The organism is Paraburkholderia sp. FT54 (assembly GCF_031585635.1).
Taxonomy (GTDB): Bacteria; Pseudomonadota; Gammaproteobacteria; order Burkholderiales; family Burkholderiaceae; genus Paraburkholderia.
In genome coordinates this window covers 1,931,684-1,946,321 of sequence record NZ_CP134195.1, presented here as the reverse complement: position 1 = coordinate 1,946,321, position 14,638 = coordinate 1,931,684, and the positions used below count along the sequence as shown (strand labels likewise).

The following is a 14,638-nucleotide window of genomic DNA, read 5'->3' as shown; positions in this document are numbered from 1 at the left end:
GCGTAAGGAAACACGCTCGTGACTGCGCTGCGAGCCACGCCGCTCGGGCTTGCGCGCGGGGTTCCGTGTAAGCTCGGCACGGCACGGTTAAACTCAGTGTTTGCGGCGCTTCCCGCCCCCTTTTCAACCCCGTTTTCAACCCCGTTTTCAACCCCGTTTCAGCCCTTTCCACCCCCCGTTCCCGCGCGTCATGGACCTCAAGCAAATCCAGTATTTCATCGCGCTTTTCGAAGACGGCTCCGTCACGCGCGCCGCGAAACGGCTCAATATCGTGCAACCCGCGCTCAGCATGCAGATTTCGAAGCTCGAAACCGAATTGCGCCAGAAACTCTTCGAACGCGGGCCGCACGGCATGACGCCGACCGACGCGGCGCGCCAGATGTACCGCCTGTACACGCCGATCATGCGCGACATCGAGCGGGCGCGCGATCAGCTGAGCCGGCAGGATGCGATCGTCACGGGGCGCGTGTCGCTCGGCATGGTGTCCTCGGAGGCGGAGAGCGTGCTGCCGGAGTCGCTCGCCAGGTTCAACGCTATGTTCCCGCAGGTCGAGGTGTCGGTCGCCGACGGTTTCAGCGCGCAGTTGATCGACGCGGTCGAAGCGGGCCGGTTGGATGCGGCCATCATCAACAAGCCGCGCGGGCGCCTCGCACTCGACGTGGTGCCCCTGCTCGACGAGGAAATGGTGCTGGTGACGAGCGCCGCGCTCGGGCCCGACCTGCCGCCAGCCATCGATCTCGCGACTCTGGCCGGCATCGAACTGGTGCTGCCGACCCGCCGCAATGGCCTGCGCGGCGTGCTGGACGCGGCGCTGCTGGCCGCCGACGTGGTCATCAAGCCGAAGTTCGAGATCGACCTGCTGAACACCATCGTGCAGTTCGTCGAGCAGAGCGGCGTCGCGACGATCCTGCCGCGCGTGGTGGTTCAGCGCAAGGTCGACGAAGGCGTGCTGTGCGCGCGCACCATCACATCGCCGCCGATCGTGCGGCACATCATCCGCGTGAGCCATCCCAAGCGGCCGATCGGGCCGGCGGCGCACGCGCTGATCGACATCATCGGCGAAGAGATCCGGCGTGTGACGACGGGTGTACCGGTTGCCTGACTGCCGGCCGAACCGCCTTCTGACCCGCTGTGCGCGCTACCGTCTGAACGCTGCCCGAGCCGCCGCCAGCCGGCCGCCAGATCCGCGAACTAGACCGTTCCGCGCACCGCGCCCTGTTCGAGCCTGCCGCGCGTCTCCGGCACGACGAACGCGCCGATCAGGAAAATCACGCTGATCGCTCCGACGAAGATCGCCAGCGTCATCGGCAACTCGCTCGCATCTTTGGCCACCAGCGACACGGCGGTCGGCATCATGCCGCCGATCGCAAAACCGATGTTCCACGAGAGCCCCGTGCCCGTCGCGCGAATCGCGGTCGGGAACCGTTCGTTCAGGAAGATCAGGATCGGCGCGTAGCCCGCACTGCCGAGCGCGCTGAGAATCACCGCGTACACGCCGATCATCGTGATGCTTTGCGCCGTGGGCAGCAGCAGGAACAGCGCGGGCAACGCGAACAGGCGAATCAGGCCGAGCCAGATGAAAGCGCTCTTGCGCCCGATGAACGTGCTCAGATGCCCCGCCGCCACCGATGCAATCACCACCGCCACGCTGCAGATCAGCAGGATCGCCGCCGCGGCGCCGTTCGGCGCGTGGCTCACCACCTTGAGGAAGGTGGGCAGATAGCCCGAGGTCAGGTAGTAGCCGCTACCGCCGCCGATGGTCAGCAGCAGGTTGACCAGCAGGATCGAGCGATAGTCGCGCGAGAACAGCGTACGCACCGGCGAGCGCACGATTTCGACCGGCGTGTCGGACTTCTGAGCCGCGGCCTTGGCGGCCTTTTCGGCGGCGAGCTTTTTCCACAGCGGCGACTCTTCGAGACTGCTGAAGACGAACAGCCCGAGCACCGAACTGATGATGCCGGTGAAGAACATGCAGCGCCAGCCCCACACATCGAACGCCGGGCCGGGGAACAGCGCCGACATTGCCAGATACGTGAGCGAGGCGAGCAACGCGCCGAGCCCCGCTCCGCCGCCGCCGATCAGCCCCGACACCGCGCCGCGATATTTCGGCGCGACCGATTCGGTGCCGATGGTATGCGTCGACGCCACCACGCCGCCCACGAACACGCCCTGCACGAGGCGCAGCACGAGGAACAGGATCGGCGCGACGAGGCCGACTTGCGCGACGGTCGGCAGCACGCCGAACGTGGCCGTGGAGAGACCCACGCCGACCACCGCGATGATCATCGCGCCCTTGCGTCCGTGACGGTCCGCATAGGAACCGAACCATGCCGAGCCGAGCGGTCGCATCAGCAGCGTCACGGCAAACGACGCATAGACCGCGGCCAGCGAAAGCATCGCGTGCTCGGACGGGAAGAACAGCCGCCCGACCACCGGCGCGACGAACAGCAACACGAACAGATCGAACAGATCCAGTGCCCAGCCGAGGCACGAGGCCATTACCGCACCCATCACTTGCCGCTGGTCTACCGCGGGCAAGGCGGCGCCATTTTGCGCTGCTACAGACATCGTCATCTCCTTGACTATCATCGGGCCGTCTCTCGATCGTCCCCGTTCAGGCACGTTCTCTTGCACGTGCTCTTGGTGGTGTTAAGAAACCTTATGGCTGGGCCATGGCGAACGGCGTGTTCGACGCCGCATTTGCCGCATTTGCCGCGTGCCGCGCGAGCATCGCGTCGGCGATTTTTTCGGCCATCATGATGGTCGGGATATTCGTATTCGCCGAGGGCAGGCGCGGCATCAGCGACGCGTCGACGACCCGCAGGCCCTGCGCGCCGTGCACGCTGCCCGAAGTGTCGGTCACCGCCATGACGTCGTTCGGGTCGCCCATGCGGCAAGTACCGCTGGCGTGCCAGACGCCGAACACATTCGCGCGGATGAAGTCTTCGAGCGCGCCTGGCTCGCCCAGCAGGGCGGACATGCGCTGGCCCCGCGTGAAGAACTGCTCGATCAGCAGCCGCCGCAGCGGCGCCGGCGTATCGAGCAGCGTGCCGAGCAGCGAAATCAGCATCGCATTGCCCGCGCCGACCCGGCTCAGCGCTTTCACGCGCGGTGAAAACGCGGCCGGAAAAAAGTCGCGCGGGTTATCGCCGAGACCCGACGCCTCGACGATCTTCGCCAGCATCCGCACGCCGTACGCGAGGCGCGCGAGATCGCGCGGATCGTCGAGCAGATTCAGATCGACACGCGGCGCTACGGCTGGATCAGCGGACGCGAGTTGCACGCGGCCGCGCGAATAAGGCCGGTTGCACCAGAGAAAAAACAGACCGAGCCGGTTGCCGAGCGCATGCCAGGCGGCGCGCGTCGCACTCGACAGATACAGATCGGACTCATCGCAACCGGCGACGCCCGAGCTAAAGCGCGCGGCTGTCATGCTCGCGCGACGGCGCGAGAGCGGCATGCGAAAACGCCGCTCGAGAAAATGACAGAACGTGAGCGACGGATGGTCCTGCAGATTGCGTCCCACGCCCGGCAGATCGACCCGGCACTCGATGCCGAGCGCGTCGAGTTCCGCCTTCGCGCCGATGCCGGCCCGCATCAGCAACGCGGGGGATTGCAACGCGCCCGCGCTTAACACGACCTCGTTCGCATCGAAACGGATACGTACACCGCTGCGCTCCACCGCGACCACGCCGCGCGCGACACGCCCTACCATGACGATCGACTCGACGCGCAAGTCCGCATAGATGTGCAGATTGCGGCGTTGGCGCGTCGCCTCGTCGAGATATGCTGCTGCGCTCGATACGCGCCGGTCGTCGAGGTTCGAAAACGCGCCGGGAAAATAGCCGTCGCCGAATTCAGCGTTCTGATCCTGCAGTGCTTCAAAACCGTTTTCCCGCATGCCGTTGGCGAAGGCATGGCAGAACGCCGGCCACTGCGCGGGCTGAATACGGCGGATCGGCACCGGGCCATCGCTGCCGTGCAACTCACTGCCGGGAAAATTCACATCGCTTTCGAGCTTGCGGAAATACGGCAGCACGTCCTGCCATGCCCAGCCGCTCGCACCGTTGGCGGCCCAGTCATCGTAGTCGCGCGGCAGGCCGCGATTGGCCGACTGCACGTTGATGCTCGAACCGCCGCCCATCACGCGGCCCTGCTCGTACACGCGAGGCGCGGCGGTGCGGGTGGCGCTCGCCTTAAGGGCCGGCCAGATGTACTTGTCACCGTAGAAAACCGGCATCGGATAGCTGTCGAGAATCGCCGCCGGCACCTTGCCCGGCGGCGTATCCGCGCCCGCTTCGATCAGCGCGACCCGCAACGACGCATCCGCCGACAGGCGATGCGCGAGCACGCACCCAGCCGATCCGCCGCCGACGATCACGTAGTCGAAGCGCTCCATCCACCTGTCTCCTGAGGTTCTGTTCTGTTCGCCGTTGCGTGGGGTTCGCTTCAACTGCCGCGGAACACCGGCTTGCGCTTGCCGTGAAATGCCTCGACGCCTTCGCGGAAATCGTCGGAGGTGCGCAGGCGGCTATAGCAGTGTCCTTCGAGTTCGATCGCGATCGATAGCGGCGCGTCCTCGGTATCGTTGAGCAGCTTCTTCGCGGTGCGTTGCGCGAGCGGCGAGAAGGCGCGCAGTTCGTCCACCAGCGCGTCGGTCGTCGCTTCGAGTTCGGAGTCGGCCACGCATTCGACCGCGATGCCCCACTCGTAAGCCTGCTTGCCCGGAATGCGGCGCGAGCGCATCACGATGTCCTTGGTGCGGCCAATGCCGACCATCTGCTGCAAACGGGCCGAGCCGCCGGAACCCGGAATCTGGCCGAGCTTCTGTTCCGGCAGCGCGTAAAAGGTGGTGTCGGTGGCAATGCGGAAGTCGCACGCGAGCGACAGTTCGAAGCCCACGCCAAAGCAGAAGCCGCGATTGGCGGCGATCACCGGCTTCGAGCAGCGCGCGGGCGCGGCGATGTTCCAGGCGAGCTTCGACACGGTTTCCGGCGATGCTTCGAGAAAGCCCTTGATGTCGCCACCGCTAGAAAAATGTTCACCCTTGGCGCGCACCACGATCACGCGCACGCGCGGGTCTTCGTCGAGCGCCTCGAAGGCGGCGCGCAACTGGTCGCGCGCATGCATCGAGATCACGTTCAGCGGCGGCCGGTGCAGGATGATGTCGGCCCGCTCGCGTTGCGCGTCGATCTCGATGGAAAAGCCGTCGAGGTCTTGCAGCAGGCTCTGGCCGCGGTGAGTCAAATCGGTCATGAGTTACTCCTTGGTGGTTTGCGTGTGATGTGCAATGGCTTCGCCGCACGTGTCGCGTTGGTACTCGCCCGCCGACAGCTTGCGGCGCAGAATCTTGCCGACTGGCGACTTCGGTATGTCGTCGACGAACACGTATTCGCGCGGACGCTTGAAGTTGACGAGGTCGGACGTGCGGCAATGCGCATCGAGCGTCTCGGCATCGACGTAGTCGCGGCGCTTGACGAAGGCGACCACGCGTTGCCCCCAGCGCTCGTCCTTCACGCCGGCCACCGCGACCTCGTCGACGGCGGGATGCAGCGACAGCACCGACTCGATATCGACCGGCGAGATGTTCTCGCCACCGCTGATGATCATGTCATCGACGCGGCCCGATACGTACAGGTCACCTTCCGCGTCGAAGAACCCGGTGTCGCCCGTGAAGTACCAGCCCTCGCGCAACGACTTGGCGTTCGCATCGGGACGGTTCCAGTAGCCTTCGAAGGCTTCGTCGCCAAGCAGGTCGGCGATGATCTGGCCTTCCTCTCCCACTTGCGCGAGGTCTTCGGGTGTATGCGCGTCGAGCCTGACGACGCGCAAACGCGTGTTGATGCCCGCGCGACCCGCACTGCCCGGCTTGCGCGTGGCGTCCTGATCGATGCTGAAGGTGTAGACCTCGGACGAGCCGTAGTGATTGACGAACAGATCCGGCTTGAACGCCGCCGTGAGGCGCTTGAGCAGACCATCGTTCATCGGCGCGCCGGCAAAGCCGAGCTTCTTCACCGTCGACGTATCGATCGACGCGAATGCCGGATCGGCAAGCAGATCGTGATACAGCGTCGGCACCAGATAGAGACAGGTGAGCTTGTGCCGCGCGATGGCATCGAGTGCGAAGCGCGCATTCCAGCGGCGCACGCAGACGAACAGGCCGTCCACCAGCGCCATCGAGAGCAGCGAACGCACGCCCATCGTGTGATAAAGCGGCATCACGCCGAGCGTGCGTTCGCCGTGGCCATACAGATTCTGCGCGACGTGCGCGAGCGCGGCGGCGCGTTCGTGACGATGGCGGCGCGGCACGCCTTTCGCCTTGCCGGTGGTGCCCGAGGTGTAAAGAATCAGTGAGTGGTCGTCGGCAGTCGCGCGTGTTTGCCCGGCGCCCGGCGTATCGGGCGTACTTTGCTCCGTCAGCGTTGCGAAGCTCGCGGTGCAGCCTTGCGCGTCGTCGAGACCGATACGCGGCAGACGTTGCGCTGCGGGACTTTGCGCGACCGCATCGGCGCAGACCGGTTCGTAGACGATGGCATTTACACCGGCGTCGGTCACGCAGTATTCGAGCTCCTCCGGTTTCGCGCGCCAGTTCAGCGGCACGATCACCACGCCCGCAAATTGACAGGCCCAGTGCAGGGTCGCCATTTCCCAGCGGTTTTGCAGCACCACCAGCAAGCGGTCGCCATGCACGAGCCCCAAACGGCGCAGGCCTTCGGCAACGTTCACGATGAGCCGGTGCCACTGCGCATACGTCAGCGTCAGTTCGCCGTCGACCAGGGCCAACGCGTCGGGGCTGCGTTCCACGCTCTGCAGAAAGGTTCGGCCGAGATCAAGCATGAACGGCCTCCACAGTCTCGCCCGCCGAGTTGCCCTGGCGGCGCCGTGCCGCCACGTCGAGCACCGCGGCGACGATCGGCGTATAGCCCGTACAGCGGCACAGATGTCCCGAGAGCATGTCGCGCACCTGCGCTTCGCTCGGATCGGGCACGCGTTGCAGATAGTCCGCGCACGACATCAGAATCCCGGCCGTGCAGAACCCGCACTGCAACGCATGATGACGCTGGAACGCCTGCTGCAGATCGCCGAGTTTCATGTCGGGCGCGAGTCCCTCGACGGTGTCGATGCGGCGGCCGTCGGCCTGCACCGCCAGCATCAGGCACGAGCGTCCCGCCACGCCATCCACGTGCACCGTGCACGCGCCGCACACGCCGTGCTCGCAGCCGACGTGCGTGCCGGTCGCGCCCAGTTCGTGACGGATGAAATCCGACAGCAGTTCGCGCGGCTCGCAATAGCCGCTGCGTTCACGGCCATTGAGCGTCAGCGTGACACGCTGCTGCTCGCCCTGCCTCATGACGTGCACGACATTGCCGTTCGATGTGTTGCTCACTTCGCCTCCTCGATCACGCGCCATCCGAGTTGCCGGACCAGATGCCGGCGATAGGTCGCGCTGATATGCGCGTCGTCCTGCGCGCCCAGCTTCCAGCTCAAATCGTTCAATGCGCTGCGCAGATCCTCGTCGCGCAGACGCGGCCATTGCTCGACCACCGGCCTGTCCGCGACACCGCCCACCGCGAGGCGGATCGAATCGCTCGTCACGACGGCCGCACAGGCGACCATCGCGAAGTCGCCGTGGCGCGAGGAGAATTCCGTGAAGCCGTAGCATTCGCCCGGCCGCTTGAACGGAAAGCGCACGGCTTCGACCAGTTCATCCGGCTCGCGCGCGGTCATCAACATGCCCTGGAAAAACTCGCTTGCGGGCAGCACACGGTGCTTCTTTTTCGAACGCAGCATCACGTCGCCGCCGAGCGCGGCCAGCACCAGCGGCAGTTCCGCGCTGGGGTCGGCGTGCGCTATCGAGCCGCACACCGTGCCGCGATTGCGGATCTGGAAGTGCGAGATGTGCGGGAACGCCATCGCCAGCAACGGCACTTCGTCGCGCAGCGATTCACGCCACTCGACGCTGCCTTGCGTGGCCGCCGCGCCTACCACCAGCAAGCCCGCCTTGTGATCGGCGCGCACCGAGTTCAGCTCGTCGGTGCGCGAGATATCGATCAGCATGCGCGGCTGCGCGAGCCGCATGTTCAGCACCGCCATCAGCGACTGGCCGCCGGCCAGCACGCGTGCGTCCTCGCCGCTTTGCGCAAGGGCGTCGAGCGCATGCTGGGTGGTCATGGCGCGCAGATAGTCGAACGGCGCGGGTTTCATGCCTGTCTCCTGAAACGGGCGAAGAGGCGCGAGAGCCACGAGCCGCCAGCGCGAAGCGGCTTGCCGGCCGCCTGACGGCCGAGCGATTCGAACAGTTGCCGCAACACGACCTTGGCCGCGCCTTCGAGCATGCGGCCGCCCACTGCCGCGACCTTGCCCGACACCTGGGCTTCGTAGTCGTACGAAAGACGCGTGCCGTTTTCAATCGGCGTCAATTCGACGAGGCCGCTGCCGCGTGCACTGCCGAGCGACGACATGCCTGCACCCGCCAAACGCAGCCGATGCGGCGCGTCGATTTCCGACAGGCCGATCTTCGCTTCGAAGCGCGCCTTGATCATGCCGACGCCGACCGTCACATCGGCGCGATACTGGTTCGTGCCTTCTGCTTCGAGCGCATGACAGCCGGGAATCACCTTGGCGAGCGCATTCGGATCGAGCAGCACCGCAAAAATCGCTTCCGGCGAGGCCGGCAGATCGACGCTGCCCTGCGCAGTGAGCGCCTTGCCGCCGCCCGGCGTCGCCGGTTTGGCCGCCGGCGCTTCACGCAACTCAGGACGCGACGGCGCGGGATCGTCGATGCCGATCAGCGCCATCACCTTCGAAGGCGTCAGCGGCAAGCGAATATCGTCGACGCCGAGCGCATCCGCCACCGCATTCGCGATGCACGGCGGCGTGCTCATGTTGTTGCCCTCGCCGAGTCCTTTCGCACCGAGCGGCGTGAACGGCGACGGCGTTTCCAGATGCACGATCACCGGATCGGGCACCTCGCAGGTGGTCGGCATCAGATAGTCGGCGAGCGTGCCGGACTGGAAGCTGCCGTCCGCGCCGTAGCGGAACTCTTCCATCAGCGCCGCGCCGAGCCCTTGCGCGAAGGCGCCGCGAATCTGGCCATCGGCGAGCGCGGGGTTCAGCAGCGTGCCGGCGTCGTGCGCGGTGACGTAGCGGTCGATCCGCACGCGGCCGGTGGCGCGATCCACTTCGACGCCGCACATGTCGAAAGCAAACCCGTAGGCCGCCGACGTGTTGACGCGATCGTTCTCGTCCGGCGCGGCCATGTTCGGCGGATTCCAGAACACCGTCTCGCGTAGACCCGGCTCTTCACCTTCGGGCAACAGCGCGGGCGCCCAATGCGGCGCATTGGCGGCGACGCGGCCGAACGGCTGCGCGCGATCCTCGGCGCCCTTTGCAAAGATGCGGCCCTCTTCAAAGCGGATATCTTCCGGCGCGCAGCCCAACTGCTTCGACACGATGCGCGCGATCTTGTCGCGCACGCGCACGGCCGCCAGATGCACCGTGCCCGCCACAGCGCCGGCGAAGCGGCTCGAATAATTGCCCGCCGCCACCGACCACGCGTCCTTGTGCGTATCGAATTCGACATTGACGATGACATCGTGCGGCGCGACGCCGAGCACGTCCGCGACCACTTGCGCGCACACCGTCATATGCCCCTGGCCCGCGGGCGTCGACGCAATCGTCACCACCACGCCGCCGAGCAGATCGACACTGACCGTCGCGCTCGCGATCGCGCCGCTCTTCGGCCCGGCCTTCTTGCGCGCGTCGGCGGGCATCACGGTCGTGATGTAGCCCATGTTCGACACCGACGGCTCGACGATCGCCGCAAAGCCGATGCCGTACAGCCGCCCTTCCTTGCGTGCCGCCTCGCGGCGCGCACGCAGCTCGTCATAGCCGCCTTCGTCGAGCGCGCGGCGCAGCGCCTCCTGATAGTTGCCCGAGTCGAGCAGCGCGCCAGCCGCGGCGCGATACGGGAACGCATCGGCGGCGACGAAATTGCGGCGGTACACGTCGAGCACATCGAGCTTCAATTCGAGCGCGATGCGCTGCATCAGCCGCTCAAGCGCGAAGTACACCTGCGGTCCGCCGAAGCCGCGTACCAGACCCGTCGGCGTCTTGTTGGTCAGCACGACACGGTTGCGCACCAGCAGATTGTCGATCGCATACGCGCCGGTCAGGCAGCCATGCATGCGATAGAACGTGGCCGGTTCCGGCGCGCGCAGATAGCCGCCGCAATCTTCGAGTTGGTCGTAGGCGAGCGCCGTGATGCGGCCGTCGTATTCCACGGCCGCTTCGAGCGTCGAGACGCGCGCGGTCGCGGAGGTGGCCGCGCTCAGATGTTCGAGCCGGTCCTCGACCCACTTCACCGGCGCGCCGGCTTTGCGCGAGGCGAGGCACATCAGCACCACGTACGGAAACACCGCCTGCTTCACCCCGAAGCTGCCGCCCGAATCGCGCGGCGCCTTGTGACGCAGACGGTTGGCGGGCACGTTCAGCGCCATCGCCATCACCGCGTGCAGCGAGAACGGGCCCATGAAATTCGACGTGACGTCGTAGCCTTCGTCGCCCGCCAGATACTCCGCGATCACCACGCCGCACTCGATCGGCGCGCAGCTATTGCGCGGATAATGCGCGACCAGTTTCACGCGATGCGGTGCTTTCTCGAACGCGGCTTCCGGCTCGCCGTAACGGAAATGCCGGTCGCTGATCACGTTGCTGCCCACTTTCTCGTGCAATACCGGCGACTCGTCGCTCGCCGCCTGGTCGATCGAGGTGACCGGATCGAGCGTCGCGTATTCCACCTTCAGCAGATCGAGCGCGTCTTCCGCGATGGCACGCGATTGCGCCAGCACCACCGCCACCGGTTCGCCGACGTAGCGCACGCGGTCCATCGCCAGCGCCCACTGTTCCATCGGCGATTTCACGCCCACCACGAAGGGCCGCGACCAGGCGCGCAGGTCGTCGCGTGTCAGGATCGCGCGCACGCCGGGCAGTTTCAAGGCCGCGTTCGTGTCGATCGACACCAGTTCCGCGTGCGCGTGCGGCGAGCGCAGGATCGCGGCGTGCAGCGTGCCGGGCCGGATGCCGATGTCGTCGCCGTAACGGCCACGGCCGGTGAGAATCGCGGGATCTTCCAGGCGCTCCATCGGGCGGCCGAGATGACGTTGCTGGCGTTTTTCCAACTCCGGCTCGCGTTCCCGCGTCGCCGTGTCGCCTGCGTGGAGCAAGTCGCGCTGATTCATTCGTCCGCTCCCGAGCGGCGCTCCGCGAATTCGCCGGCGAGTCCGCTCCAGCGCTGCGCGATCTCGCGATGCTCGATGCCGAACAGATCCAGAATCCGCCCCACCGTGTGATCGACCACGTCCTCGATGGTCTTGGGATGCGCATAGAAAGCGGGCACCGGCGGCATGACGATAGCGCCCATCTCGGTGACGGAAGTCATGTTGCGCAGATGCGCGAGATTGAGCGGCGTTTCGCGCGCGACCAGCACCAGCCGGCGGCGCTCCTTGAGCATCACGTCGGCGGCGCGCGTGAGCAGGTTGTCGGCGAAACCGTTGGCCACGCTCGCGAGGGTTTTCATCGAGCACGGCGCGATCACCATGCCGGCCGTGATGAACGAACCGCTCGCCACGGCCGCGCCGATGTCGCGTACGTTGTAGACCACATCGGCGAGGCGCTCCAGATCGCCGCGCGTCATGCCGAGTTCCTGCGCCGCCGTGACCGCGCCCGAGGCCGATACGATCAGATGCGTTTCGTGCGTGCCGAGACGCCGCAACGCGGCGAGCAGACGCACGCCGATCAGTGCGCCGCTCGCGCCGGAGATGCCGACGACGATGCGCTCACGCTTGAGTTCAGACATGAGCGTCACCCAGATAGGTATCGAACGCGGTGTTGTCGGCGGCGACGAGCTCGTTCAGATCCACCGTGTCCTGCCCCGGAATACGCACCCGCGTAAACACGTGCGACGCGTACACCACCGGCCGCGTGGCATCGAGTCCCATCTTCGCGCTCACGCCCTGCAGATGCGGCGGCGCGTCTTCGGGCTGGCCGACGGTGGTCGACGGATCGAGCGGCGAACCTTGCGCGCCTTCGATCACGACCAGATCGCGATCGGCCTGAAAGCGCGTGGCGATGGCCCATTCGATCTCGGCCGGATCGTGCACGTCCACATCGGTATCGACCACCACGACCTGCTTGATGTCGTAGTGCGCGCCGAACGCGCACAGAATCACGTTCTTCGCTTCGCCCTCGCGCTTCTTCTCGAACTGCACCCACAGGTGATAACGGCATACGCCGCCCACGGAGAGATGCACGTCTTTCACGTTAGGATGACTACGTTGCAGATGCGCGAGCAAAGTGGCCTCGCGCGGAATCGCGCCAAGCAGCAGATGCTCCATTTCCGCCGGCACGATCGTATGAAAGATCGGCTTCTCGCGATGCGTGACCGCGGTGACCTCGATCACTTCACGCGCTTCCTGGGCGCTGTAGTACTTCGGAAATTCGCCGAACGGGCCTTCCATTTCGCGCACGTTGGGCAGAATGCGCCCTTCGATCACGATCTCCGCGAAGGCCGGCACGTTCACGCCGTTGCTCACGCACTTGACCACCGGCAGGGGCGCGCCATGCAGCGCGCCGGCGATTTCCAGTTCGTCGGAATCGATCGGGGAAATGGCTTGCGAGGCGAGCATCGTCAGCGGATCGACGCCGATGGCGATCGCGACGTCGAGCGCGTCGCCGGCCTCTTCCGCCGCCTTCTGGAATGCGTACAGATGGCGCGGCAACAGCAGGATCGCCATGCGGTCCGGTCCATGCACCTGAATGCGATTGATCGAAACGTTCTGCACCCCGGTACGCGGATTGCGCGCGATCACGAGGCCCGCGGTGATGTACGGCCCGTTGTCGTGTTCGCTATGGGTGGGAATCGGCAGCAGCTTGTGAAGATCGATGCCGCTGGTATGCACGACCTGCTGACAGGCCGCTTCGGCGCGCGGGATTTCCTTCGAGGGAACCGGCTGATCGGCCGCGTCGCGAAAGCGCGCCAGGAGATCCGCCTCGGCGACGCCCATCGCTTCGGCGATCCAGCCACGCCGCGACATGAAACCGCTCACCACCGGCATGTCGTGACCGCCCGGCTGCGTGAAGAACGCGGCTTGCGTGCCGTCGAGGCGCTTGGCAATCGCGGCGAGTTCGTGTTCGAGCGCCACCGGCTTGTCGATCGTGGCGACCCGGCCCGTGCGCGCCAGATGCGCCAGCCAGTCGCGCAGCGTGAGCGCGCCCGGCGAACCGGCCCACGTCAGGTGGAAAGTACCGTGCGATGCGGCATCGCGAGTATTCATCTACGTCTCCATCTTTGCCTGGCTTCATGTCCGAACCGGACCGCCAGTTGATGATGGAAGCGTAACGAGATCGGCTTATAACTTCTAATATTGATTATTGATGCGTCGAATCATTCCCGATGATATGCGCGTTACTACCAATGACAGGCAATTGTAGGCAGCATATCAATAGACACGGTACGGTAGCGGTGCGTCTGGCGGGGTTGGCGGAGGATTCGCAGCGCCCGGAACAGACGGCTCAGGTTTTCCATCTGATACGACGTGCCATTCTCATTACGTTTGCTGATGTTTTATTCATACCAACATGGACCTCAGGCAAATCCAGTATTTCATCGCGCTCTTCGAAGACGGCTCGGTCACGCGGGCGGCGAAGCGCCTGAACATCGTGCAGCCCGCGCTCAGCATGCAGATCGCCAAACTCGAGGACGAACTGCATCAGCAGCTCTTCGAGCGCAACGCGCACGGCATGGCGCCGACGGCCGCCGGCCGCCTCATGTACCGGCTCTTTCTGCCGATCATGCGCGACCTCGCTCATGCGCGTCAGCAACTCGTGCAGCGCGACGAGGTGGTGACCGGTCATGTGTCGATCGGACTGATCGCGTCGGTCACGGAAAGCGTGCTGGCCGACGCGTTGTCGCGTTTTCACGCGCGCTACCCCCATGTCGAAGTGACGGTGGCGGACGGCTACAGCGCGACTTTCATCGATTGGGTGGCGGGCGGCCAGCTCGACGCGGCGTTGATCAACAAACCGCGCGCACGCCTTTCGCTCGACGCGCAGCCTTTGCTCGACGAGGAAATGGTGCTGGTGACGAGCGCCGAGCACGGCCCCGAGTTGCCGCATGCGATCGAACTCGCGCAATTGCCCGAACTGGAGCTGGTGCTGCCGACCAAGCGCCACGGTTTGCGCGGCGTGCTCGATACAGCGGCGCAGCATGAAGACGTGCTGCTCGCGCCGCGCTTCGAGATCGACGTGTTGAGCACGATCGTGAAGCTGGTGGAAAGCACGCACTTCGCGACCATCCTGCCGCGCATCGCCGTGCAACGCGCGGTGCGTCGAGGCAGCCTGCGTGCCTATCCGATTCTCGCGCCGCGCATCGTGCGGCACATCGTGTGTGTGAGCCATCCGCGACGCCCGTTGAGTGCCGCGGCGGATGCGCTGGTGTCGATCATCGCCGACGAGTTGCGCCAGGTGTCGAGCGCGTCGGAACTGGACGCGACGCTGAACGCGTCGTCCAGTGATGCATCGAACGACCCGCGTTCAGCGGCATTGCCCGGGGAACGCACCGCATGAACGTGGCGCGGCG

General features: G+C 65.7%; 11 protein-coding genes. 2 read left to right on the top strand and 9 right to left on the bottom strand.

Annotation, left to right across the window (positions count from 1 at the left end; genetic code table 11):
* Positions 1-190 precede the first annotated feature (190 nt).
* Positions 191-1,102: a LysR family transcriptional regulator gene (locus RI103_RS09115; RefSeq protein ID WP_310815008.1), complete on the top strand. Its 912-nt coding sequence runs from the start codon at positions 191-193 to the stop codon at positions 1,100-1,102.
* Positions 1,103-1,191: 89 nt separating this feature from the next.
* Here RI103_RS09115 and RI103_RS09110 read toward each other — a convergent pair whose 3' ends face one another.
* The 9 genes from RI103_RS09110 to RI103_RS09070 form a co-directional block, all read right to left on the bottom strand.
* A complete protein-coding gene (locus tag RI103_RS09110; RefSeq protein WP_310815007.1) occupies positions 1,192-2,568 on the bottom strand; it encodes an MFS transporter in 1,377 nt (458 codons plus the stop codon).
* Between the two features lie 91 nt (positions 2,569-2,659).
* Positions 2,660-4,399: a GMC family oxidoreductase N-terminal domain-containing protein gene (locus RI103_RS09105; protein ID WP_310815006.1), complete on the bottom strand. Its 1,740-nt coding sequence runs from the start codon at positions 4,397-4,399 to the stop codon at positions 2,660-2,662.
* A 50-nt stretch (positions 4,400-4,449) separates the two neighbouring features.
* Positions 4,450-5,256: an enoyl-CoA hydratase-related protein gene (locus RI103_RS09100; RefSeq protein ID WP_310815005.1), complete on the bottom strand. Its 807-nt coding sequence runs from the start codon at positions 5,254-5,256 to the stop codon at positions 4,450-4,452.
* A gap of 3 nt (positions 5,257-5,259) precedes the next feature.
* The gene (locus RI103_RS09095) at positions 5,260-6,837 is read right to left on the bottom strand and encodes an AMP-binding protein (RefSeq protein ID WP_310815004.1); all 1,578 of its coding nucleotides are present in this window, start codon (positions 6,835-6,837) and stop codon (positions 5,260-5,262) included.
* The gene (locus RI103_RS09090; protein ID WP_310815003.1) at positions 6,830-7,411 is read right to left on the bottom strand and encodes a 2Fe-2S iron-sulfur cluster-binding protein; all 582 of its coding nucleotides are present in this window, start codon (positions 7,409-7,411) and stop codon (positions 6,830-6,832) included. Before RI103_RS09090 ends, RI103_RS09095 begins: the two co-directional genes overlap by 8 nt.
* Positions 7,384-8,205, bottom strand: coding sequence for an FAD binding domain-containing protein (locus tag RI103_RS09085; RefSeq protein ID WP_310815002.1), 822 nt, complete (start codon positions 8,203-8,205; stop codon positions 7,384-7,386). The genes RI103_RS09090 and RI103_RS09085 overlap by 28 nt, the downstream gene beginning before the upstream one ends.
* Complete coding sequence (locus tag RI103_RS09080; RefSeq protein ID WP_310815001.1) at positions 8,202-11,240, bottom strand: molybdopterin cofactor-binding domain-containing protein; 3,039 nt, start codon at positions 11,238-11,240, stop codon at positions 8,202-8,204. Before RI103_RS09080 ends, RI103_RS09085 begins: the two co-directional genes overlap by 4 nt.
* Entirely contained in the window at positions 11,237-11,857 is a 621-nt protein-coding gene (locus RI103_RS09075; RefSeq protein WP_310815000.1) for a UbiX family flavin prenyltransferase, read from the bottom strand. The genes RI103_RS09080 and RI103_RS09075 overlap by 4 nt, the downstream gene beginning before the upstream one ends.
* Positions 11,850-13,334, bottom strand: a complete 1,485-nt coding sequence (locus RI103_RS09070) for a UbiD family decarboxylase (protein ID WP_310814999.1) — start codon at positions 13,332-13,334, stop codon at positions 11,850-11,852. The genes RI103_RS09075 and RI103_RS09070 overlap by 8 nt, the downstream gene beginning before the upstream one ends.
* Before the next feature lie 304 nt (positions 13,335-13,638).
* Between RI103_RS09070 and RI103_RS09065 the strand changes: the two genes are divergently transcribed.
* Positions 13,639-14,625, top strand: coding sequence for a LysR family transcriptional regulator (locus tag RI103_RS09065; RefSeq protein ID WP_310814998.1), 987 nt, complete (start codon positions 13,639-13,641; stop codon positions 14,623-14,625).
* The last annotated feature ends 13 nt before the right edge of the window (positions 14,626-14,638 follow it).